Here is a 22,754-nt window from a genome sequence, read left to right on the forward strand (position 1 = left end):
GCATGACCCGAGAAGCCCCGACTCGGCCGAGCCGCCGACCCGCCCCGCGCAGCGCCACCACGCTCGCCTCGGCCGTCGTCGCGCTGGTGGCACTGGGGCTGGCACTGACGCTCAGCGGATGCGTGGGCGACGCCGGCGCCCCCGAAGACGACACGGCTCCCGCCCCCATCGCCACCATGGGTCAGCCCATCCCGACCGGCGACGGGGTGCTCACGATCGGCGCTCTCGTTCCGCTCGCGGGCGCCGACGCCCCGGTGGGACAGGCGGCGCTCGCCGGCATGGAGCTCGCGGCGCGCGACATCCACACCGCGGGAGGCGTGCCGGGAACGCGGCTCGTCATCATCCATGCCGACGCCGCCGCCCCGGGCGCGCTCGCGGGTCTCGTGGCGCGGGGCGCCGACGTCGTCGTCGGCGCGGTCGGCGGCGACGCGCTCGTCACCGCCGGGAACGACGGCAGTGCCGCGGGAGTCGCCGTGCTGGGGCTGCAGCCGGGCACGGGCGTCGACGACGCGGCGTTCGACGAGCGGCTGTTCGGGTCGGACCCGGGGCTCACGTCGACGGCCTCGGGCGTCGAGGGGTACGACGCCGTCGTGCTCGTCGCGCTCGCGGCGCTCGCCTCGGGCGACGACGGGGCCGTGTCGATAGCCCGGTTCCTGCCCGAGGTCTCGGTGGGCGACACCGAGTGCGCCAGCTTCGGGGCGTGCTCCGACGCGCTGCGATCCCGGCTCGGCGTTCGCTACGCCGGGGCGCTCGGCACCCTCCCCGCCACCGCGCCTGTGCTCGCGGGCGCCACCGGCTGAGCGCAGGTCACCGGAAGGTAACGATTCGGTCGCGTTACATGCATGTAACACCGACGTATTGTTCGCGCGCCGATTGCCGCATAACGTGAACCCACGGTCGATTCTTCGAGTCTGCCGAGAAAACTGCAATCACTTCTCTAAAGGAGCACCATGAGCGTATTCGCGAAGGTCACCACCTCGCGCTCGAAGCCCCTGTCGATCGTTGCGGGAGTCGCGGCGTTCAGTGCCACCGCACTGCTGCTGGCTTCCTGCGCATCGTCAAGCCCCAGCACCGACGGTGGGGAGACGACGGCAGCCGCCCTGTGCGGCCCCGACGCGGCGACCGCAGCAGCCGACGTCACGCCCGCCACTCCCGAGGCCGTGCAAGACCGCGCGGTGAGCCTGAAGATCGGCTCGATCCTCCCCACCACCGGTAGCCTCGCCTTCCTCGGCCCGCCCGAGATCGCGGGCGTCGACCTGGCCGTCGCCGAGATCAACGCCTCGGCACCCGGCGTGCTGGGCGGCAACGTCGAGGTCATCCACCGCGACTCCGGCGACACCACCACCGACATCGCCACCCAGTCGGCGACCGACCTGCTCAGCCAGGGCGTCGCGGGCATCGTGGGTGCCGCGTCGTCGGGTGTGTCGTTCACCTTCATCGACCAGGTGACCGGTGCACAGGTCGTCCAGGTGTCGCCCGCGAACACCTCGCCCGACTTCTCGACCTACGCCGACGGCGGGTACTACTTCCGCACCGCTCCGTCCGACGTGCTGCAGGGCCGCGTGCTCGGCAACCTGATCGTCAACGACGGCGCCACCAACGTGGGCATCATCTACCTCAACGACGCCTACGGCTCCGGCCTCGAGCAGAACGTCACCACCGCCATCGAGAACGCCGGCGGCACCGTCGTCGCCTCGGAGGCGTTCAACGAGGGCGACAGCCAGTTCAGCGCTCAGATCGACGCCGTCGTGGCCGAAGACCCCGACGCCATCGCGGTGATCGCCTTCGACCAGACCAAGGTCATCATCCCCGAGCTCGTCGGCACCAAGGGCTTCGACGGCAGCAAGGTCTACTTCGTCGACGGCAACCTCGCCGACTACTCGGCCGACTTCGACGAGGGAACACTGAACTGCGCCAAGGGCACCCTGCCCGGCGTGCTCGCCGACGACAGCTTCAAGGCGAAGCTTCTCGGCATCAACCCCGACCTCACCGACTTCAGCTACGGCGCAGAGTCGTACGACGCGGTGAACCTGATGGCGCTCGCCGCTGTCGCGGGTGGTTCGGCGACCGGCCCCGTCATCCAGGCCAACATGCAGGCGGTCTCGGAGGGCGGCACCAAGTGCACCTCCTTCGCCGAGTGCGCCGACCTGCTGGCCGCCGGTGAAGACATCGACTACGACGGTGTCTCCGGCCCCATCACCTTCGACGAGAACGGTGACCCGACCGAGGCCTACATCGGTATCTACCAGTACGGCCAGGACAACACCTACGCTCCGCTGAACGTGGAGTTCGGCTCGCTCGCGGGCTGACCCCAGCTCGACGGCTGAGTCGGAAGGCCCGGTTCCCCTCGGGGGCCGGGCCTTCTGCTGTACCCTGCCGCTGTGGCCGACACCGCACCCGCCAAGACCGACTTCAAGAAGACCCTCGACTGCTACCGGGCGGAGCGCGGGCGGTTCAGGGTGATCGACGTGCCGCCGCTGCGGTACCTGATGGTCGACGGCAGCGGCGACCCGAACACCTCCGACGACTTCACCCGGGGCGTCGAGGCGCTCTACCCCCTCGCCTACCGGCTCAAGTTCGCCAGCAAGCGCGACCTCGGCCGCGACTACGTCGTCATGCCGCTCGAGGGGCTCTGGTGGGCCGACGACATGGCGAGCTTCACCACGGCCCGCGACAAGTCGCGCTGGAGCTGGACGCTCATGATCATGGTTCCCGAGTGGACGAGCGACGACGCCTTCGCCTCGGCCGTCGACGCCGTGGCGTCGGCAGGCTCTGAGGCGCCCGCTGCGCTGTCGGCGGTGCGGATGGAGACCCTGGAGGAGGGGCGGGTCGTACAGACGCTCCACGTGGGCTCCTACGACGACGAGGCGCCGCTGCTCGAGCGCCTGCACGACGAGTTCATCCCGCAGGAGGGGCTGCGGATGCGCGGCCGCCATCACGAGATCTACCTCAGCGACCGACGGCGCACGGCGCCCGACCGGCTCAAGACCATCCTGCGGCAACCCGTGGAGTGACCGCGTCGGAGACCCGCAGCCAGTCGTCGACGGTGGCGAAGTCGAACGGGTCGACGATCGACGCCTCGCCGTCGACGATGGTGTAGCCCGACACCCTGCCGTCGGCTCGCCGGTAGTTGCCCACCTCGATCGCGATGCCGCCGATCTCGCCGCGGAACCGGCGGAGCGCTCTGCCCGGGCCGTCGGAGAAGCGCAGCCCGGGAACGCCCGGCGATGCGGCGCCTCGCTCGTAGCGGAGCCCGTTGCTCTCGGCGACGGCGGCGAGCCGGTACTCCCGCACGAAGGTGCGGAGCCTCGTGCCCCTCGCGCACAGGACGGCGCCGAGGGCCGACCCCGCCGAGAGCACGACACCGACGATCACCAGACGGGGCGGTGCACCCCAGGCCCGGAGGCCCAGCGTGACGGCCGCGAACAGCACCATGAGCGCCGTGTAGCTGACCCCGCCGAAGCAGGGTCGCACCCGAACCCGGGGGTGGAGGCCGCTGCGGTCGCGCCGGTGCTCGCGGAGCTGGGAGCGAGTGGGTCGGCAGGCGAGGGGACGCAGATCGAGCATGAGTGAGATTATCTCATCTCATGCCCGATCGCGCGAGGGGCAGTGCCCCGGTGGCAGTAACCCGGAGTCAGTGCCCCTGGTCGGCGGCGAGGGTGCCGAGGTACAGCTCGATCACCTTCGGGTCTTTCATGAGCTCGCGGCCGGTGCCGGTGTAGGCGTCGCGGCCCTGGTCGAGCACGTAGGCGCGGTCGCAGATCTGCAGGCAGCGCCGGGCGTTCTGCTCCACCATGATCACCGAGACGCCGGCGCGGTTGATCTGGTGCACGCGCATGAAGGTCTCGTCCTGACGCACCGGCGACAGGCCCGCGGAGGGCTCGTCGAGCAGCAGCACCGAGGGCTCCATCATGAGCGCCCTCCCCATCGCCACCATCTGGCGCTCACCGCCCGAGAGCGAGCCGGCGCGCTGCTTGCGCCGCTTGCCGAGCTCGGGGAAGAGGGTGGTGACGAAGTCGAAGCGCTCGGCGAAGATCGTCGGCTTCTGGAACAGCCCCATCTCGAGGTTCTCCTCGATGGTGAGGCTCGGGAAGACGTTGTTGTTCTGCGGCACCATGCCGACGCCCTTGGCCACGAGCTTGTTGGCCTTGAGGCCGGTGATGTCCTCTCCCTTCAGCACCACGCGCCCGCCGCGGATCTTGATCTGGCCGAAGATCGCCTTGAGCACCGTCGACTTGCCGGCGCCGTTCGGGCCGATGATGCCGATGAGCTCTCCCGGGAACGCCTCGATCGTGCATCCGTTCAAGATGTTCACGCCGGGGAGGTAGCCGCCCACCAGGTTCTCGGTCTTCAGCACCGCCTCGCCGCGATCGGTCGGGGCGAGGGTGTGCCCGCGGGAGGGCTCCTGGGCGAGCAGCTCGGTCTCGTCGTTGACCTCGTTCGGGTTGATGTCGCTCATCGATCCTTCTCCTCGCGCGGCGCCTGGCCGGAGTCGCCGTACCCACCGGCGTCGGCGGTCTCGGGGTGCGCATCGTGCGCCTTGCGCTCGGCCTCGAGCACCGGGTTCGGGCCGTCCTCCATGAGGTCGCCGAGGTCGGTGTCGTGGTGGGCGCCGAGGTAGGCGTCGATCACCGCGGGGTCTTTCATGACGGTCTCGGGCGGGCCCTCGGCCACCACGCGGCCCTCGGCCATCACGACCACCCAGTCGGAGATGTGCATCACCATGTGCATGTCGTGCTCGACGAAGAGCACCGAGGTGCCGTCGTCCTTGAGGTTCTTGATGTGCCCGAGCAGCGACTGCGTGAGCGCCGGGTTCACCCCGGCCATCGGCTCGTCGAGCATGATCAGCTGCGGGTTCGACATGAGCGCGCGCGCCATCTCGAGTAGCTTGCGCTGACCGCCCGACAGCGAGGCCGCGTAGTCCTCCCGCTTGGCGTCGAGCTTGAAGCGCACGAGCAGCTCGTCGGCCTTGACCGTGTTCTCCTCCTCCTGCTTCTTCCACAGGCCCTTGAACAGCGAGGCGAACAGCTTCTCGCCCTTCTGGCCGGTGGCGCCGAGCAGCATGTTCTGCAGCACCGAGAGGCGGCCGAGCGACTTCGTGAGCTGGAAGGTGCGCACCATTCCCGCGCGGGCCACCTTGAACGCCGGCACGCCCGCGAGCGACATGCCGTCGAACTCCCAGGTGCCGGTGTTCGGCTTGTCGAAGCCCGTGAGCAGGTTGAACATCGTGGTCTTGCCGGCACCGTTCGGGCCGATCAGGGCCGTGATCTTGCCGCGGGGGATCTCGAGGTGCTTCACGTCGACGGCCTTCAGGCCGCCGAACTGACGGGTGACGCTGTCGGCGATGACGATGGGGTCGACCTTCGCGCATCCGGGACCGACCTCGCCCTTGACGAGCGGATGCGTGAGACCTGCGACGGGAGCCGTCGACTCTGCTGGATTAGACACTGAAGGACAACTCCTTCTTGTTACCGAAGATGCCTTGCGGCCTGAAGATGACCAGGAGCATCAGCGCGACACCGACGAGGATGAAGCGGATCTGCCCGGCCTGGGTGGTGGAGAGGAACCCGAGGGCCCCCGACTCGATGGCGCCGTAGAGGATGCCCTGGGTGAGCGAGAGCACGACCCAGAAGATCATCGCGCCGACGATCGGGCCGAAGATGGTGGCCGCGCCGCCGAGCAGCATGATCGTCCAGATGAAGAAGGTGAGACCGGTGGTGTAGTTCGCCGGCTGCACCGCCCTCGGGAGGATGAAGATGATGCCCGCCACCGAGCCGAGCACGCCGCCGATGACGAGGGCCTGCATCTTGTAGCTGTAGACGTTCTTGCCGAGGCTGCGCACCGCATCCTCGTCTTCACGGATGCCCTTCACCACACGGCCCCACGGGCTCCGCATGAGCAGCCAGATGAGCACGCTGGCGAGCACCACCAGAGTCCAGCCGACGATGCGCACCCACCAGTCGTACTCGTTGTAGGTGAACGGGCCGAAGCCGTAGGTGCCCTGCGGGATGGGGTTCACCGCCGCGAAGGTGCCCTTGAAGCCGGAGAGGCCGTTCGCCGCGCCGGTGAAGTCGGTGAGGCCCGTCGTGGTGACGATGTACCTCACCACCTCGGCGGAGGCGATCGTGACGATGGCGAGATAGTCGGCCCTCAACCTCAGGGTCGGGATGCCCAGGATGAACGCGAAGATCACCGAGCAGACGATGGCGCAGAGCACGGCGACGATGAGCGGAGCACCCGCGAGCGTCGGGATGGCGAAGCCGTACGCGCCGATGAGCAGGAAGGCGGCCTGACCGAAGTTCAGGAGGCCCGTGTAGCCGAAGTGCACGCCGAGGCCGATCGCCGCGAGGGCGTAGGCGGCCGTGGTCGGGCTGATGAGCTCGCCGACGGCGTTGCCGAAGATGTTTCCCCAGTCCATGAGTCTCTCCTTCCTTATCCGATTCGTTCTTTACGGCCGAGGATGCCCTGCGGGCGCACGAGCAGTACCACGATGAGCACCACCAGCGCCGCGGCGTACTTCAGGTCCGGCGGTATGAAGAGGGTGGAGAGCTCGACGAACAGGCCCACCACGAGCGAGCCCACCAGGGCGCCGTAGGCGGAACCGAGACCACCGAGGGTGACGGCGGCGAACATGAGCAGCAGCACCTGGAAGCCCATGTCCCACGACACCTGGCGGTAGAGGGCGAGCATGACGCCGGCCAGCGCGGCGAGGGCGCCGGAGAGCACCCAGACGATGCGGATGATGCGGTCGACGTCGATTCCGGATGCGGCGGCGAGCGAGGGGTTGTCGGAGACGGCCCTCGTGGCCTTGCCGATGCGGGTGCGGGTGAGGAAGAGGCCGACCAGCACCAGCACGACGACCGAGATGACCATGCTGACGATCGACCCGGTGGTGATGCGCACGGGGCCGAGCACCACGGCATCCGACAGCCCGACGTTCATGGTCTTCGTCTTGCCGTCGATGAAGAAGAGGTAGAGGTAGCGCAGGGCGATGGCCAGACCGATGGAGACGATCATCGCCTGCACGAGCTTCACGCCCTTGCGCCGGAGCGGCTTCCAGAGCAGCCAGTCGTTGAGGTAGCCGAAGACACCACCCAGGATGAGCGCCACCACCATGGCGATGAAGATGTTGACCCCGAGGAGCACCGCCGTGATCCAGGCGACGATGGCGCCGAAGGTCACCATCTCACCGTGGGCGAAGTTGTTGAGGCCGGTGGTGCCGAAGATGAGGGTGATTCCGATGGCCGCGAGGGCGATCAGCAGGCCGAAGTTCAGGCCCGCCGCCAGGCGCTGCAGGAACTGCTCGAAGAAGCCCGTCGTCGCGCGGGTGTCGACACCGAGCGGGAACGAGCGGGTGATCGTGTTGGTCTGCCACTCGTCGGCGCCCACCGTCGCGGAGCTGCGATCGGGGTCGCGGAGCTCGACGCCGTCGGGCAGGGAGTCGACGTTCAACGTGACCGTGTACTCGCCCTTCTCGGGCACGACGACCGACCAGCGGCCGGTGTCGTCGCTCGTGGCGGTCTCGGAGAAGCCGCCGCCCTCGACGGTCACCTCGACGCCCTCGACGACGTTGTCGCCGTCGCGCAGGATGCCGTTGATGGTGAGGGTGTTGGTGAAGTCGGTCGTGGGTGTCGGCGACGGGGCGGGGGCCGTCTCAGCGGGGGCCGACGAGGCGGAGGCCGTCGAGGCCGAGGCTGTCGCGGCGGAGGCCGAGAGGGCACCCGATCCGATGACGAATCCGAGGGTCAGTGCTATCACCGCCAACAACAGCGTGGCGAGACGGACACGTGGTCCGAGACGGATTCCTGTGATCAAGACAGCACCTCCTGGAGGAAGGTCGCCGGGGGTGGTGGCGGTCCTTCGGCGTCTATGGTCGAGCGACCTTGCCCGACCATACAGCCGATTTATGTCCACTGTGTTTCGGGTGGCCACCTATCGGCGTTCGTCATTTCTACACGGAATAGTGGTCGGTCGCGAACCGTTACGATTGAGACAGTTGCGCGCGCGTGGAGGAGAACGATGGACCAGGCGGATCCGTTCGGCTTTGTCGGACTGACTTATGACGACGTGATGCTCCTTCCGGGGCACACCGACGTCATCCCGAGCGAGGCCGACACGACCTCCCGGCTGACCAAGAACATCACGGTCGCCACCCCCCTTCTCTCCGCGGCGATGGACACGGTCACCGAGTCGCGCATGGCGGTGGCGATGGCCCGCCAGGGCGGCATCGGCGTGCTGCACCGCAACCTCTCGATCGCCGACCAGGCCGAGCAGGTCGACCGCGTCAAGCGCAGCGAGTCGGGCATGGTCACCGACCCCGTCACCACCACTCCCGACGCCACGGTCGCCGAGGTCGACGCGCTGTGCGGCATCTACCGGGTGAGCGGCCTGCCCGTCGTCGACGGCAGCGGGGTGCTCGTGGGCATCGTCACGAACCGCGACATGCGCTTCGTCTCCCCGTTCGAGAAGTCGACGACGCTGGTGCGCGACGTCATGACGCCGATGCCCCTCATCACCGCTCGCGTGGGTGTCGACCCGGATGACGCGGTGGCGATCTTCGCGCAGCACAAGATCGAGAAGCTCCCCATCGTCGACGACGCGGGCCGGCTCTCCGGTCTCATCACGGTGAAGGACTTCGACAAGAGCGAGAAGTACCCGAACGCCACGAAAGACGCGGCCGGCCGACTGCGCGTCGGTGCCGCCATCGGCTTCTTCGGCGACGCCTGGCAGCGGGCGACCAACCTGCTCGAGGCCGGTGTCGACGTCATCGTCGTCGACACCGCGAACGGCGACAGCGCCGGGGTGCTCGAGATCATCAAGCGGCTGAAGTCCGACCCGGCGTTCGCCGAGGTCGACGTCATCGGCGGCAACGTCGCCACCCGCTCGGGCGCGCAGGCGCTCGTCGACGCGGGCGCCGACGCCATCAAGGTGGGCGTGGGGCCCGGGTCGATCTGCACCACGCGGGTGGTCGCCGGAGTCGGCGTGCCGCAGGTGACGGCGGTGTACGAGGCCTCGCTTGCCGCGCGCGAGTCGGGTGTGCCGGTCATCGCCGACGGTGGTCTCCAGTACTCGGGCGACATCGCCAAGGCGCTCGTGGCCGGCGCCGACACGGTCATGCTGGGTTCGCTCCTCGCCGGCTGCGACGAGAGCCCCGGCGACCTGGTCTTCGTCAACGGCAAGCAGTTCAAGAACTACCGCGGCATGGGCTCGCTCGGCGCGCTGCAGACCCGCGGCGAGAAGACCTCGTACTCGAAAGACCGCTACTTCCAGAGCGACGTGCCCTCCGACGACAAGCTGATCGCCGAGGGCATCGAGGGGCAGGTGCCCTACCGCGGCCCGCTCGCGAACGTCGCGTACCAGCTGGCCGGGGGCCTGCGGCAGTCGATGTTCTACGTCGGCGCGCGCACCATTCCCGAGCTGAAGCAGAAGGGGCGCTTCGTGCGCATCACCGCCGCGGGGCTCAAGGAGTCGCACCCGCACGACGTGCAGATGGTGGTCGAGGCGCCGAACTACCGCCGCTGAGCGCCGGGGGCGTTCAGAACCGCAAACCTCGCGGCAACCGGCCCGCCTACGGCGTCGGTCGCCGCGAGGTTTGCGGTTTCGAACGGCGCCAGGGCTGGCTAGGTGCCGGCGACGGGCGCGGCGAGGCCGAGGAAGGCCACGATGTGGTGGCCGCCGGGGTTGGTCTGGATGGGCTCGAGCTGCCAGTTGTTGGTGACCCAGACGTTGCCAGACGGGTCGACGACCGTGCCGGTGCTGCGTTCGAGGCCATCGAAGGAGAAGCCCGTGCCGTCGGGGGAGAGCGGATCGCCGGTCGCGCTGCCGGGCGGGCAGGTCGAGGGGTCGTAGCCGCAGAAGGCGACGAGGCGCTGACCTGAGAACTCGGCCACCCAGACGTTGCCGTCGCCGTCGGTCGTGATGCCCCACGGCGTCGCGACGCCTCCGCCCTGGAACGGCCCGGTGAGGGTGCCGGTCGCGGCGTCGATGGACGAGACGGAGCCCGTGGCCGCCGGGCCGACCTCGGGGCGGTCGGGGCACGGGAGCGTGATGGCGCCCGAGTTCGCGATCCACACGTTGCCCTCGGCGTCGCTCGCGATGCCCATCGGGCGGTCGAGCCCGGAGCCCGTGAACGGTGAGCCCGCGATGGGGGTGCCGTCGCGGTCGAGCACGGCGACCGAGCTGCTCGCGGTGCCCGTGGCGAAGATGTTCGTGCCGTTGTCGACGAGGCCGAAGGCCTGGTCGAGGCCGAGCCCGTCGATGACGCGCGCCTGCTCGGGGTCGCGGTCGGGGTAGACGGTGAGCGTGCTGGTGTTGCAGTTGGCGAACCAGAGCGAGCCCTCGTCGTCGATGATCGTGCCCTGCGGCCAGTTCAGCTCGCCCGCCGTGATGCCGGTGTCGCCGGTGAGCGGCGTGCCGTCGGCCTGGAACAGCGAGACGCTGTCGTGCGGGGGCTGCTCGTCGTCGGGGCATCCGGGGGCAGGGGCGGCGAAGCCGTAGTTGCTCACCCAGACGTCGCCGGTCTCAGGGTCGATCACCACGCCGAAGCCCGAGCCGCTCAGCCCGCCGCCCTGATAGGGCGACCCGTCGACGAACTGCCCGGTCGGCGAGAACTTGAACAGCTCGTCGCTCGCGCACACCGCGGTGTTCGGGTCGGAGCCGTACTCGTAGTTGTTGTTCACCCAGATGTTGCCGTCTGAGTCGACCGCGAAGTTGCCCGGGCCGTCGAGCGACTGGCCGTCGCCGTCGAAGCGGAGCGCGAGCGTCCACGCATCCGGGGCTGTGGCCAGCCCGGGCTGCGAGGGGAGCGCGCCGCGCTGCGCCAGGTCGAACAGGTCGACGACGGATGCCGCCGGGTGCTTCGCGATCTCGGCGAACGCCTGCAGGGTGTCGCCCGGGCGCTCGCCGCCTTCGGGTGTTGCGGCCACCAGCAGATCGGCGCAGGCTCCGTCGTCGGCGACGCAGGCCGCGAGCATGCTGACGAGCGACTGGAACGCGGGGAGGGTCGAGGTCTCCGAGCCGTTCGGGCTGCTCGAGATGACCTCGGCGAGTTCGCCGCTGGCCGGGTCGACGAGGTTGCCGGCCATGCCCGCCGAGTTGACGACGCCGGGGGCGACTCCGCTGATGCCGTCGGGGCCGACGAACTGCGCCATCGCGAAGCCCGTGGCGACGGTGGTGCGCTCGTTCACCGCGAGGCCGACGGGCGTGCTCGAGGCCGAGGTGGACGAGCTCGCTCCGGATGCTGTGGCGCGGCCAGGTGCGGAGATCGCGGTGGAGTCGCGCGGGTCGGCGATGACGCTCGCCAGCACGGCTTTCCTCGCATCGCCGAGCGGCGTCGCGACCACGTAGACCACGGAGTCGTCGCCGATCTCGGATGCTGCGGCGATGTCGAGCGGGATGGAGAACGTGCCTCGCGCACCGGTCTCGGCGGCCCCCAGCTCGCGCGCCGCGCGCTCGCCGTCGCCCGACTCGTAGGCCACCACCCGCCACTCGCTCGCCTGCGCCTCCGCCGCGAGCGGCACGACGGCCCCGGTGAGCGTCGCTCCCGTCGGGTCCTCGCCCGTGGTGCACGCCACGAGCCCCGCCCCCAGCAGCGCGAGACCCGCCACGACTGCCGCTCCCCGCGCCGCCCGACCCTTCGACCCTGCAGTAGCCACCATGGCGACCCCCGTTCCGACGCGATTCTAGTGTCGGGCGGTCGCCGGATGGGAGGTCAGAACGAGAGAGCCGATCACCGATCAGTCGGCAGCGCCGGCGATCAGGAGACCGCGATGCCCGCCGTGACGAACGCCGCCTCGAGCGGTGCGAACCACAGGACGAGAGTGAGCGCGTCGATGCAGAGCGCCACGATCGGCAGCAGCCGCCGAGCAGCCCCCTCGCGAAGAGCGCGGACTGCGTTTACCGCGCTGATGCTCACCAGCGCGACGATGGCGCACACCTCCACGAGCATCACCACGGCCGCGGGCCCGAACGTGATCGACGCCCGAGTGTCACCCGCCGGCACCACGAAGCCCAGCAAGGCGATCGCGGTGGCGAGCACCGGCGCAGCGATGGCGAAGACCAGCGAAACGAGGGCTTGGCGGCTGGCAGGAGCGGCGGGCTGTGACTGAGCGATGAGCATGCCTCACCCTACGATCCGCCGTCGAGAGAGCGAGATGAGTAGTGTCTGCTCAACCGCCACGGGCGGGCCCGGACAGCGGCGGAAGGGGTCAGGCCACCTGGGTGGGGTGGAGGTGGGAGTCGAGCCAGGAGAAGGCGGCGGCGTGATAGAGCTGGCGGGCGCCGGTCTCGCAGTGCTGGTCGGCGGACTGGGCGGCGGTGAAGAGGAGGATCTCCTTCTCGCAGGTGAGGGCGTCGTAGAGCTCGGGGGCCGAGGCTCCGATGTCGTCGCCCTCGGCGTGCACGACGAGGGTGGGGCAGGTGATGCGCTCGGCGAAGCCCCTCAGGGTGAACGAGCGGGCGACGCGGAAGAACTCCATCGTGTCGTCGACGTCGTGGGCGTAAAGGTTGCGGCGGAGCGCCCAGCCGCCGGTGGGGCTCTTCTCCATGCGCTCCACCATCGCCTCGACGAGCTTGCGCGCCGCCTCGTTGCCGTCGGGGATCTGCCCGCGCAGCAGCTTCGGAACCCGCGACACCGCCGCGTCGAAAAGGTCGAACGCCCCCGAGTCGGCGATGCACGCCGCCACCCGGTGCTCGCCACTGGCCGCCCGCGGGGCGAGGTAGCCGCCGAGGCTCAGCCCGATGAGTGCCACCCGGGCCGGGTCGACGTCGTCGCGCTCGAGCAGCCAGTCGATGACGGGGGTGACGACGTTCTCGTAGTCGGGCCGGAGTGGGAGGCCCTGCTCGACCAGCACCGAACCCTGTCCGGGCCCGTCGAAGGCGAGCACGTTGTAGCCGCGGTCGAGCGCGGCCCGCGCGTTCCAGAAGTAGAGCTCCTCGGTGGTGCCGTCGTAGCCGTCGACCAGCACGACCGTCGCCCGCTTCGCCCGCGCATCCGGAGCATCCGCCGCCACCGCACTGAAGAAGTACCCCGGCAGCGTGGTGCCCTCGTACGGGATCTCGACGGTCTCGACGGGCGTGTCGAAGTGCGTGATCGCCCGCCGGAACGCCTCCCGCTGCCGCGCGATGCTCGCCGGCAGCCTCGGGTCGACGGGCCGGGCGAGGAACACCGAGCCCGCCGTGCGGAAGTACGTCGTGGCGCGCAGGAAGGCCAGCCGCGCCGTCTCGCGCTCGCCGCGCGACTCGGCGGTCACCCCCACCGCGTAGGCGGCCTCGGCCGCGGCGTTCCACTCCGCGTGCCAGCTGTCGAAGTCGGTGCCCTTGACCCGCCGGGCGATGGCGACGGTCTCGAACACCTCCGCGCCGCCGAAGGATGCGGTGGAGGCCGCGCGCAACGTCTGCGCGTCCAGCAGGTCGTCGGTGACAGCGAAGCCGCTCATGGCGTCAGCGTATCGGCGGCCGGTGCCCGGGAGCGAGGCCCCGATAGGATGAGGCGTGATGGAAATTGAAATCGGCCGTGCCAAGCGGGGGCGCCGCGTCTATTCGTTCGACGACATCGCGATCGTGCCCTCCCGTCGCACGCGCGACCCCGAAGACGTCTCGGTGAGCTGGGGCATCGATGCCTACCACTTCGACATCCCGGTGCTCGGCGCCCCGATGGACTCCGTCGTCTCGCCGCAGACCGCCATCATGATCGGCCAGCTCGGCGGCGTGGGCGTGCTCGACCTCGAGGGCGTCTGGACGAGGTACGAAGACCCCGAGCCGCTGCTCGCCGAGATCCGCGAGCTGCCCGAGGGCCGTGCCACCGAGCGGATGCAGCAGATCTACGCCGAGCCCATCAAGCCCGAGCTGGTCACCGCCAGGCTCGCCGAGATCCGCGCATCCGGTGTCACCGTCGCGGGCGCGCTGTCGCCGCAGAACACGCAGGAGCTGTACGAGACCGTGGTCGCCGCCGGCGTCGACCTGTTCGTCATCCGCGGCACCACCGTCTCGGCCGAGCACGTGTCGAAGAACGTCGAGCCGCTCAACCTCAAGAAGTTCATCTACGAGCTCGACGTGCCCGTGATCGTCGGCGGCGCCGCCACCTACACCGCGGCCCTCCATCTCATGCGCACCGGCGCCGCGGGCGTGCTCGTGGGCTTCGGCGGCGGCGCGGCCTCCACCACGCGCGCCACCCTCGGTATCCACGCCCCCATGGCCACCGCGGTGGCCGACGTCGCCGGCGCCCGCCGCGACTACATGGACGAGTCGGGCGGCCGCTACGTGCACGTCATCGCCGACGGCGGCCTCGGCACCTCGGGTGACATCGTGAAGGCCATCTCGGTCGGTGCCGACGCCGTCATGCTCGGCACCGCTCTGGCGAGGGCGACGGATGCTCCGGGTGGCGGTTGGCACTGGGGCCCCGAGGCCCACCACTCGCAGCTGCCGCGCGGCAACCGGGTGCACGTGGGCAGCGTGGCACCGCTCGAGCAGATCCTCTACGGCCCCTCCCCGGTGGCCGACGGCACGGCCAACCTCATCGGAGCCCTGCGCCGCTCGATGGCGACCACGGGCTACTCCGACCTCAAGGAGTTCCAGCGGGTCGAAGTGGTGGTCGCCCCCTACCGGCTCGACTGACCTCCTACTACCGTGGGGTGCAGAAGGAGCCAGCTCCTGGCTGCTCTGCGTCGAAGGAGAGTCACATGGCCACGCACACCTCGGTATCGCACTCCACGAAGATCGGTCCCGAGGAACGCGCCAAGGCCATCGAGACCCTCAAGGAGAAGGAGCTCGACATCCTCGTCGTCGGCGGGGGGATCGTCGGCACCGGTGCGGCTCTCGACGCGGTGACCCGCGGTCTGCGGGTGGGCATGGTGGAGGCGCGCGACTGGGCGTCGGGCACCTCGAGCCGCTCGTCGAAGCTCGTGCACGGCGGCATCCGGTACCTCGAGCAGCTCGACTTCAGGCTGGTGCGCGAGGCGCTCATCGAGCGCGGGCTGCTGCTGCAGCGCATCGCCCCGCACCTGGTGAAGCCGGTGCGCTTCCTCTACCCGCTGCACAAGCGCGTGGTGGAGCGGGCCTACATCGGCGCCGGGATGCTGCTGTACGACATCTTCAGCTACTCCGGTGGGCGCCCTCCCGGAGTTCCGCACCACAAGCACCTGTCCCGGCGTCAGGTGCAGCAGCTCATCCCGAGCCTGTCGAAGAACGCGCTCGTCGGCGGCATCACCTACTACGACGCGCAGGTCGACGACGCCCGGTACGTCTCGACCCTCGCCCGCACCGCCTCCTCCTACGGCGCCCACGTGGCGAGCCGGGTGAAGGTCGAGGGCTTCCTCAAGGTGGGCGAGCGGGTGGTCGGCGTGAAGGCGCACGACCTCGAGACCGGGGAGCGGTTCGAGATCCGCGCCAAGCAGGTCGTGAACGCCACGGGCGTGTGGACGGACGAGACCCAGTCGATGGTGGGGGAGCGCGGGCAGTTCAAAGTGCGCGCCTCGAAGGGTGTGCATCTCGTGGTGCCGCGCGACCGGTTCCAGGGCAAGTCGGGGCTGCTGCTGCGCACCGAGAAGAGCGTGCTGTTCGTCATCCCGTGGGGCAGGCACTGGCTCATCGGCACCACCGACACCGACTGGCACCTCGACAAGGCGCACCCGGCGGCGACGGCTGCCGACATCGACTACATCCTCGAGCACGTGAACAAGGTGCTCGCGGTGCCGCTCACCCGCGAAGACGTCGAGGGCGTCTACGCCGGGCTCCGGCCGCTGCTCGCGGGCGAGAGCGACCAGACCTCGAAGCTCTCGCGCGAGCACCTCGTGGCCCACTCGGTGCCCGGGCTCGTCGTGATCGCGGGCGGCAAGTGGACCACCTACCGCGTGATGGCGAAGGATGCGATCGACGCCGCCGTGTCGGCCCTCGACGGTCGCATCTCACCGTCCGTCACGCAGGACATCGCGCTGCTCGGAGCCGAGGGGTACCAGGCGGCGTGGAACAAGCGGCACAAGATCGCGCGCAAGTTCGGGGTGCACCCTGTGCGCATCGAGCACCTTCTGAACCGCTACGGCACGCTCACCGACGAGCTGCTCGACCTCATCAAGGGCGACCCGTCGCTGGCCGACCCGCTGCCCGGGGCCGACGACTACATCGGCGCCGAGGTGGTCTACGCCGCGTCGCACGAGAGCGCGCTGCACCTCGACGACGTGCTCGCCCGCCGCACCCGCATCTCGATCGAGGCCTGGGACCGCGGGGTGTCGGCGGCGCCGGTCGCCGCGCGCCTCATGGCGGGGGTGCTCGGGTGGGACGAGGAGACGATCGACCGCGAGATCGAGGTCTATCTCGAGCGGGTGGCCGCCGAACGGGCGAGCCAAGAGCAGCCCGACGACGAGTCGGCGGAGCGCATCCGCCTCGAGGCCCCCGACATCGTCGACGCCGACTGAGGCGCCAGGGGCCAGCTGCCCCGACGCGCCTCCTGCACATCGCGCCGCCGGTGCGCGTTCTCCACAGCCCAGGGCGAACACCGGCGGGGCCGTGCTGCCCCTCGCGTAAACTGGTCTCACCGCCGTTCGAGTTCTCCCGGCGGTGATTCCTGAGGAGACAGCAATGGTCGACGTTCGGCGGGTGAAGCTTCCCGGCGTGGGGGTGCTGCACACCTTCATCACCTCAGACGGAGGAAAGGTGGGCGTGATCGCCCACCGCTCGGGTCACAGCGACCTCATCACCTTCGCCGACGACGAAGACGGCCCCAACAACACGAAGGTCTCGCTCCGGCTCTCCGACGACGAGGCGCACACCCTCGCCGAGCTGCTCGGCGGTACGCAGATCACCGAGTCGCTCTCGGCGCTCGACCAGATCCCCGGCCTCTCCATCGACTGGTTCACCGTCGACTACGAAGACCACATCGCCGGCCAGCCGCTCGGCTCGCCCGCCGAGCGCGGCATCGCAGGCCTCACCGTGGTCGCCGTGGTGCGGGGCGACTCCACCAACCCCGCCCCCGCCTCCGACTTCAAGGTCTTCCCCGGCGACACCCTCGTCGTCGCCGGCTCGCCCGAGAAGGTGGCGAAGGCGTTCAACTTCTTCCGCACCGGGGAGATCAAGAAGCCCGTGGTCGTCGACGGTTCGCCCGGCAGCTAGGGGCATCCGCGTATGCACCTCGGCCCCGACCTCCTCGTTCTCGGAGTCCTGTTCGTCATCGCCTATGTGCTCGGTCGCCTCGGCAAGTCGATCGGCCTCCCGGCCATCCCCGTCTACATGGTGGTCGGGCTCCTCGCGAGCCCCTACTTCGAGTGGTTCCCGCTGGAGTTCGCGCACGGCGAGTACATCGAGCTGATCGCGGTCTTCGGGCTCATCCTGCTGCTGTTCAACCTGGGCCTCGAGTTCGACCAAGACGAGTTCTTCTCCAACGCGGGCAAGCTGCTCATCTCAGGCGGCTCCTACATCCTCATCAACATGGCGGTGGGCTTCGCCTTCGGGTTCCTGGTGGGCTGGGGCACGCGGGAGGCGCTCGTCATCGCTGGCATCACCGCGACCTCCTCCAGCGCCATCGTCACGAAGCTGCTCATCGAGCTCAACCGCCTCGCCAACCGCGAGACGCCGATGATCCTCGGCGTCACCGTCGTCGAAGACGTCTTCATCGCCATCTACCTGGCGATCGTGTCGGTGGTGCTCTCGGGCGAGACCGAGATCTGGCTCGTCATCGGCAAGCTCGGCATCTCCTTCGTCTTCCTCGTGGTGATGTTCTCGGTGGCGCGGTGGGGCGGCAAGGTCGTCTCGAGGCTGTTCCGCACCAAGGACGACGAGCTGTTCACCATCCTGTTCTTCGGTCTCGCCATCATGTTCGGCGGCCTCGGCGACATCCTCGGTGTGACGGATGCGATCGGCGCCTTCCTCATCGGCCTGGTGCTCGGTGCGACCCGCTATCGCAACAAGATCGAGCACATCGCCATCCCGTTGCGCGACGTGTTCGGTGCCTTCTTCTTCCTCAACTTCGGGCTCGGCCTCGACCCCACCGCGTTCCCCTCCGTCATCCTCCCGGTGGTGCTGGCGGTGGTGATGACGATGACGCTCAACGTCATCGGCGGCCAGTTCGTGGCGTGGCTCAACGGCTTCGGTCCGCAGGCCGGCATCAACACCGCGGCCATCCTGCAGAACCGCGGGGAGTTCGCGCTCATCCTGGCGACCCTGGCCCTGGCCGCGGGGCTCGACGAGCGCATCCAGCCCTTCGCTGGTCTGTACGTGCTCATCATGGCCATCCTCGGGCCCATCCTCGCCGTCAACTCCGAGCGCATCGGCAGCTTCGTGCTCGGCACCGAGCGCAAGGCGCGGGCCAAGGCGGCAGCCGCCGCGGCGACGGGCACCGTCGGTTCGGGGGCGACCGCCGGTTCGGGGGCGACCGTCGCGGCGGGGGCCGTCGCGGGGAGCGGCAAGACGCAGCGCGACCTGGAGGCCGACGAGGCGATCGCGCTCATGGAAGCGGCGACCGCGGGGCCTGCAGGGCGAGTCGTCTCCGGCTACTCCGACGACGACGTCGACAGCCCCGACGAGGAGCCCGGCGACGATCGAGACCGCGGTCCCGACGTCTACGGTGACTACGACGACTACGACGCCGATCGTGCGGCCGGCGCGGAGGCCGTCGTGCCGGCCGGTGCCGAGCACGACCGCCTCATCGAGCAGGCGATGCTGCAGTCCGACGAGCACGATCCGCGATCCCGAGCGAGAGACGACGAGTATTGAGCACCACCGCCCCGCCCCTGGTCTCCCTGGCCTCCATCATGAGGCGGCCCCGCTGGATCGCCACGCTCGTGCTCGCCCTCGCGATCGCGGGCGGCTTCGCGGCTCTCGGCCAGTGGCAGCTCGAGCGGGCGGTGTCGAGCGGTGAGGTGACGAGCGGGCAGTCGGAGACGGTCAAGCCGCTCGAGACGGTCGCCGAACCGCAGGCGCCCGTCATCGAGACGCAGGCCGCCCAGCGCGTCGAGGTGGCCGGGGCGCTCGTGCCGAGCGGCTTCGACGTCATCTCGGGCCGCCTCAACGACGGCGTCAGCGGATACTGGGTGATCGGCCAGATGAAGGTCGACCGGCCCGCCGACACCTACCTCGCCGTCGCCCTCGGCTGGACACCCGATCTCGAGACCGCCCGGGCCACCGCCGCCGAGCTCACCGACCGCGGCGCCGGCGTCTCCGGCGACTTCACCGGCCGTTATCTGCCCACCGAGGGTCCCGTCGTCTCCGACGCGCAGCGCGGCAGCAGCGCCGACCCGATGGGCGACTCCACCTTCGAAGCGCTCGACACCACCATGTCGATCGCCGTGCTCGTCAACCGCTGGCCCGAGTTCGACGACACGGCCGAGGTCTATGGCGGCTACCTCGTGCTCGACGAGGCACCCGCCGGCCTCGAGGCGATCGACTCGCCCGAGCCCGACCGCTCGGTGCAGGTGAACTGGCTGAACATCTTCTACGCGGCCGAGTGGGTGGTGTTCGCGGGCTTCGCCGTCTACCTCTGGTACCGCCTGGTGCGCGACGCCTGGGAGCGCGAGAACGAGGAGGCGCTCGAGGCGGCGGAGGCCGCCGGTGGCAGCGGGGCCTCAGCCGAGCGAAGGTAGGCTTGACCCATGGCCCTCGCCCCGAAACCGAAAGACTTCCCGCGCATCCGGGGTGCCCTGAAGTTCTACCAGGTCGCCTCCGTCATCACCGGTGTGATGCTCCTGCTGCTGTGCGCCGAGATGATCGTGAAGTACACCCCGCTCGCGGTCGAGCTCGAGCTCGGCGGCCCGCGCGGGTTTCTCGCCTTCGTGCCCGAGGGCACCGTGGTGGCGGTGAACCTCAGCACGGGCATCCTCATCGCCCACGGCTGGTTCTACGTGGTCTACCTGTTCTCCGACTTCCGGCTCTGGAGCCTCATGCGCTGGCCGTTCTGGAAGTTCGTGCTGATCGCCCTCGGCGGCATCATCCCGTTCCTCTCCTTCTTCCTCGAGGCCCGCATCGCCCGTGAGGTGAAGGGCTACCTCGCCGCGCGCGAGGCCGAGATCGCAGACCCCGCCGACCCCCGACCCGTGGAGGCCTCCCATTAGCGCAGCAGACGCGCCCCGCGCAGCAGACACCCCCGACCACGAGGAGCTCACCCGCCCGGTGCTCGTCGTCGACTTCGGAGCCCAGTACGCCCAGCTCATCGCGCGCCGGGTGCGCGAGGCGAGCGTCTACTCCGAGATCGTGCCGCACTCCATCACGGCCGAGGAGGTCGCGGCGAAGAGCCCGGTGGGCATCGTGCTGAGCGGCGGCCCGTCGAGCGTGTACGAAGAGGGCGCCCCGGCGCTCGACCCCGGCATCCTCGAGCTCGGCGTGCCCGTGATGGGCATCTGCTACGGCTTCCAGGTGATGGCGAAGACCCTCGGCGGCGAGGTGGCGAAGACCGGTGCCCGCGAGTACGGCTCCACCGACATGGCGGTCGACCAGGCGGCGGATGCTGCGGCTGCGGCGCTCCTCGACGGCCAGCCCCTCGGGCAGACGGTGTGGATGAGCCACGGCGACTCGGTGGTGAAGGCCCCCGAGGGCTTCTCGGTGCTCGCCCGCACGGAGTCGACCCCCGTCGCCGCCTTCGCCGACCCCGAGCGCGGGCTCTACGGCGTGCAGTGGCACCCCGAGGTGAAGCACTCGCCGTTCGGTCAGCAGGTGCTGGAGAACTTCCTGCACCGCGCCGCCGGCATTCCCGCTGACTGGAACCCGGGCAACGTCATCGCCGACCAGGTCGCGGCCATCCGCGCGCAGGTGGGCACCGGCCGCGTCATCTGCGGTCTCTCCGGCGGGGTCGACTCGGCGGTCGCCGCCGCGCTCGTGCACGAGGCCGTGGGCGACCAGCTGGTCTGCGTCTTCGTCGACCACGGGCTGCTGCGCCACGACGAGCGACGCCAGGTCGAGGAGGACTACGTCAAGTCCACCGGTGTGCGCCTCGTCACGGTGGATGCGCGGGAGCAGTTCTTGAACGCCCTCGCCGGGGTCACCGACCCGGAGCAGAAGCGCAAGATCATCGGGCGCGAGTTCATCCGCACCTTCGAGCAGGCGCAGGCCGACCTCATCGCCGAGGCGGCTGCCGACGGCGACCCCATCAAGTTCCTCGTGCAGGGCACCCTCTACCCCGACGTGGTCGAGTCGGGCGGCGGCAGCGGCACCGCGAACATCAAGAGCCACCACAACGTGGGCGGCCTCCCAGAAGACCTGCAGTTCGAGCTCGTCGAGCCGCTGCGGGCCCTGTTCAAAGACGAGGTGCGCGCCATCGGCCGCGAGCTCGGACTCCCCGAAGAGATCGTCGCTCGCCAGCCGTTCCCGGGCCCCGGCCTCGGCATCCGCATCGTCGGCGAGGTGACCTTCGAGCGGCTCGAGCTGCTGCGCCAGGCCGACGCCATCGTGCGCGCCGAGCTCACCGCCGCGGGCCTCGACGCCGAGATCTGGCAGTGCCCCGTGGTGCTCCTCGCCGATGTGCGCTCGGTGGGTGTGCAGGGCGACGGCCGCACCTACGGCCACCCCATCGTGTTGCGCCCGGTCTCGAGCGAAGACGCGATGACCGCCGACTGGACGCGGGTGCCCTACGACGTGCTGGCCCGCATCTCGAACCGCATCACCAACGAGGTGGCGGGCGTCAACCGCGTGGTGCTCGACGTCACGTCGAAGCCGCCGGGAACCATCGAGTGGGAGTGACGCGCTGACGTCGCCCCGGCTGCGGCTCCGGCTTGGGCCGAACGGCCCGTCGCGCGCCCTCTGACGACAGTCACGAGCGGCTCGCGACGGGCCGTTCGTCGTCACGGTCGCGAGGCGCGCGCCGCCACGGGCGCTGGGTGCTGATGCGCGCCACCAGCCACTCGAGCGGGCCCTGTCGGAAGACCAGGCGGTAGAGGCTGCAGACGACGAGCGTGGTCACGGCGAAGGCGACGAACAGCGGCACGCTCTGCCACGCCAGCCACTCCTCGGAGTCGTAGTTCTCCACGTACCACCAGAGCGCCACGATCTGCGCCGAGTACACGGTGAGGGGCATGGAGCCCGTGGCCCACAGGGGTTGCAGGATGCGTGTGACGGCCGTGCGCATCCGTCGCCCCGTCGACTCGGTGAGCGCCGTGAACAGGCCGATCACCGCCACCGCCACCGCGCCGGAGGAGATGACCTCGAAGGTGCTGTCGTCGTGGGCGGAGACGGGCTCGCCGAGCGCTGTCGCGGTGGTGTAACCCGCGAGGGCGACCACGGCGCCGAGGGTGAGCAGGAGCAGCTGGGTGCGACGGAGGTCGACGCCGCAGCGGGCGATGAGGAGGCCCAGGGCGATGTAGGCGAGCCAGACCGGGGCGGGGTAGGTGCCGAGGATCCAGCGGCTCGGGAAGTAGAGGAACGGGTTCGCCACGGAGGAGACCGGCAGGGCGGCCTCGGTGTCGACGGCGGCGGTGAGGGTCTCGACCAGCCACGGGCCGCCGAACGCTGCCGCGGCCGCCACCACGGCGAGCACCCAGCGCGGGGCGACCAGGAGGGGAATGGCCACCAGGAACAGGAAGCCGTAGGTGTCGAGGATGATCGCGATGGGGGTGTCGAGCAGGGTGAGCGCGACGCCCAGCACGATGAGGAGGGCGCCGCGGATCGCGACGATGCGGGCGGCGCGCCAGCGGGTGCCGGGGGCGGGACCTCCCTGGCCGCCCGTCATGAGGCCGAGGGAGACGCCGGCGATGGTGGCGAAGAGGATGGACGAGCGGCCGTCGAAGACGCTCTCGGCGTCGCCCTCGGGCACGGTGTGGGCGTAGAACATGCCGAGGAGG

20 protein-coding genes are annotated in these 22,754 nt (G+C 69.9%); 11 read left to right on the forward strand and 9 right to left on the reverse strand.

Annotated features, from left to right (window positions below):
- Positions 1 to 2 precede the first annotated feature (2 nt).
- The 3 genes from HL652_RS01435 (at position 3) to HL652_RS01445 (ending at position 3,014) form a co-directional block, all read left to right on the forward strand.
- Positions 3 to 800, forward strand: coding sequence for an ABC transporter substrate-binding protein (locus HL652_RS01435; RefSeq protein ID WP_171703656.1), 798 nt, complete (start codon positions 3 to 5; stop codon positions 798 to 800).
- Positions 801 to 950: 150 nt separating this feature from the next.
- Positions 951 to 2,309 (forward strand): ABC transporter substrate-binding protein, encoded by a 1,359-nt coding sequence (locus HL652_RS01440; RefSeq protein WP_171703657.1) that lies wholly within the window; start codon positions 951 to 953, stop codon positions 2,307 to 2,309.
- A gap of 72 nt (positions 2,310 to 2,381) precedes the next feature.
- A complete protein-coding gene (locus HL652_RS01445; protein ID WP_171703658.1) occupies positions 2,382 to 3,014 on the forward strand; it encodes a GyrI-like domain-containing protein in 633 nt (210 codons plus the stop codon).
- Here the strand turns inward: HL652_RS01445 and HL652_RS01450 are convergent.
- The 5 genes from HL652_RS01450 to HL652_RS01470 all read right to left on the reverse strand — a co-directional run bounded on the left by HL652_RS01450 (position 2,983) and on the right by HL652_RS01470 (position 7,758).
- Positions 2,983 to 3,567, reverse strand: a complete 585-nt coding sequence (locus HL652_RS01450) for a hypothetical protein (RefSeq protein WP_171703659.1) — start codon at positions 3,565 to 3,567, stop codon at positions 2,983 to 2,985. The genes HL652_RS01445 and HL652_RS01450 overlap by 32 nt on opposite strands.
- A 67-nt stretch (positions 3,568 to 3,634) precedes the next feature.
- Positions 3,635 to 4,459 (reverse strand): ABC transporter ATP-binding protein, encoded by an 825-nt coding sequence (locus tag HL652_RS01455; protein WP_171703660.1) that lies wholly within the window; start codon positions 4,457 to 4,459, stop codon positions 3,635 to 3,637.
- On the reverse strand, positions 4,456 to 5,448 hold the full coding sequence (locus HL652_RS01460; RefSeq protein WP_171703661.1) for an ABC transporter ATP-binding protein: 993 nt from the start codon (positions 5,446 to 5,448) through the stop codon (positions 4,456 to 4,458). The genes HL652_RS01455 and HL652_RS01460 overlap by 4 nt, the downstream gene beginning before the upstream one ends.
- On the reverse strand, positions 5,441 to 6,418 hold the full coding sequence (locus HL652_RS01465; protein WP_171703662.1) for a branched-chain amino acid ABC transporter permease: 978 nt from the start codon (positions 6,416 to 6,418) through the stop codon (positions 5,441 to 5,443). The genes HL652_RS01460 and HL652_RS01465 overlap by 8 nt, the downstream gene beginning before the upstream one ends.
- 14 nt (positions 6,419 to 6,432) lie before the next feature.
- Entirely contained in the window at positions 6,433 to 7,758 is a 1,326-nt protein-coding gene (locus tag HL652_RS01470) for a branched-chain amino acid ABC transporter permease (RefSeq protein WP_253743574.1), read from the reverse strand.
- Between the two features lie 261 nt (positions 7,759 to 8,019).
- Between HL652_RS01470 and guaB the strand changes: the two genes are divergently transcribed.
- Positions 8,020 to 9,522 carry an IMP dehydrogenase gene (guaB, locus tag HL652_RS01475; RefSeq protein WP_171703663.1) on the forward strand — a complete coding sequence of 501 codons (1,503 nt, stop codon included), beginning with the start codon at positions 8,020 to 8,022 and terminating at the stop codon, positions 9,520 to 9,522.
- Positions 9,523 to 9,620: 98 nt separating this feature from the next.
- Here guaB and HL652_RS01480 read toward each other — a convergent pair whose 3' ends face one another.
- The 3 genes from HL652_RS01480 to HL652_RS01490 form a co-directional block, all read right to left on the reverse strand.
- Entirely contained in the window at positions 9,621 to 11,657 is a 2,037-nt protein-coding gene (locus tag HL652_RS01480; RefSeq protein WP_216603963.1) for an NHL repeat-containing protein, read from the reverse strand.
- A gap of 98 nt (positions 11,658 to 11,755) precedes the next feature.
- Positions 11,756 to 12,118 (reverse strand): hypothetical protein, encoded by a 363-nt coding sequence (locus HL652_RS01485; protein ID WP_171703664.1) that lies wholly within the window; start codon positions 12,116 to 12,118, stop codon positions 11,756 to 11,758.
- Between the two features lie 88 nt (positions 12,119 to 12,206).
- A complete protein-coding gene (locus HL652_RS01490; protein WP_171703665.1) occupies positions 12,207 to 13,436 on the reverse strand; it encodes an alpha/beta hydrolase family protein in 1,230 nt (409 codons plus the stop codon).
- A 58-nt stretch (positions 13,437 to 13,494) separates the two neighbouring features.
- On the opposite strand from HL652_RS01490, the gene HL652_RS01495 reads away from it, so the two are divergent.
- The 7 genes from HL652_RS01495 (at position 13,495) to guaA (ending at position 21,657) form a co-directional block, all read left to right on the forward strand.
- Positions 13,495 to 14,613, forward strand: a complete 1,119-nt coding sequence (locus HL652_RS01495; RefSeq protein ID WP_171703666.1) for a GuaB3 family IMP dehydrogenase-related protein — start codon at positions 13,495 to 13,497, stop codon at positions 14,611 to 14,613.
- 65 nt (positions 14,614 to 14,678) lie between these two features.
- Positions 14,679 to 16,409 carry a glycerol-3-phosphate dehydrogenase/oxidase gene (locus HL652_RS01500; RefSeq protein WP_171703667.1) on the forward strand — a complete coding sequence of 577 codons (1,731 nt, stop codon included), beginning with the start codon at positions 14,679 to 14,681 and terminating at the stop codon, positions 16,407 to 16,409.
- A 163-nt stretch (positions 16,410 to 16,572) separates the two neighbouring features.
- On the forward strand, positions 16,573 to 17,103 hold the full coding sequence (locus tag HL652_RS01505; RefSeq protein WP_171703668.1) for a cation:proton antiporter regulatory subunit: 531 nt from the start codon (positions 16,573 to 16,575) through the stop codon (positions 17,101 to 17,103).
- A gap of 12 nt (positions 17,104 to 17,115) precedes the next feature.
- Complete coding sequence (locus HL652_RS01510; protein ID WP_171703669.1) at positions 17,116 to 18,702, forward strand: cation:proton antiporter; 1,587 nt, start codon at positions 17,116 to 17,118, stop codon at positions 18,700 to 18,702.
- On the forward strand, positions 18,699 to 19,568 hold the full coding sequence (locus tag HL652_RS01515) for an SURF1 family protein (protein ID WP_253743576.1): 870 nt from the start codon (positions 18,699 to 18,701) through the stop codon (positions 19,566 to 19,568). The genes HL652_RS01510 and HL652_RS01515 overlap by 4 nt, the downstream gene beginning before the upstream one ends.
- 9 nt (positions 19,569 to 19,577) lie before the next feature.
- Positions 19,578 to 20,036, forward strand: coding sequence for a DUF3817 domain-containing protein (locus HL652_RS01520; RefSeq protein ID WP_171703670.1), 459 nt, complete (start codon positions 19,578 to 19,580; stop codon positions 20,034 to 20,036).
- Positions 20,032 to 21,657 carry a glutamine-hydrolyzing GMP synthase gene (gene guaA, locus HL652_RS01525; protein WP_171707118.1) on the forward strand — a complete coding sequence of 542 codons (1,626 nt, stop codon included), beginning with the start codon at positions 20,032 to 20,034 and terminating at the stop codon, positions 21,655 to 21,657. Before HL652_RS01520 ends, guaA begins: the two co-directional genes overlap by 5 nt.
- 70 nt (positions 21,658 to 21,727) lie before the next feature.
- On the opposite strand, the gene HL652_RS01530 is transcribed toward guaA, so the two are convergent.
- Entirely contained in the window at positions 21,728 to 22,744 is a 1,017-nt protein-coding gene (locus HL652_RS01530) for a DUF418 domain-containing protein (RefSeq protein ID WP_171703671.1), read from the reverse strand.
- Positions 22,745 to 22,754 lie beyond the last annotated feature (10 nt).

This window comes from Herbiconiux sp. SALV-R1, assembly GCF_013113715.1.
In the GTDB taxonomy this organism is placed as follows: domain Bacteria; phylum Actinomycetota; class Actinomycetes; order Actinomycetales; family Microbacteriaceae; genus Herbiconiux.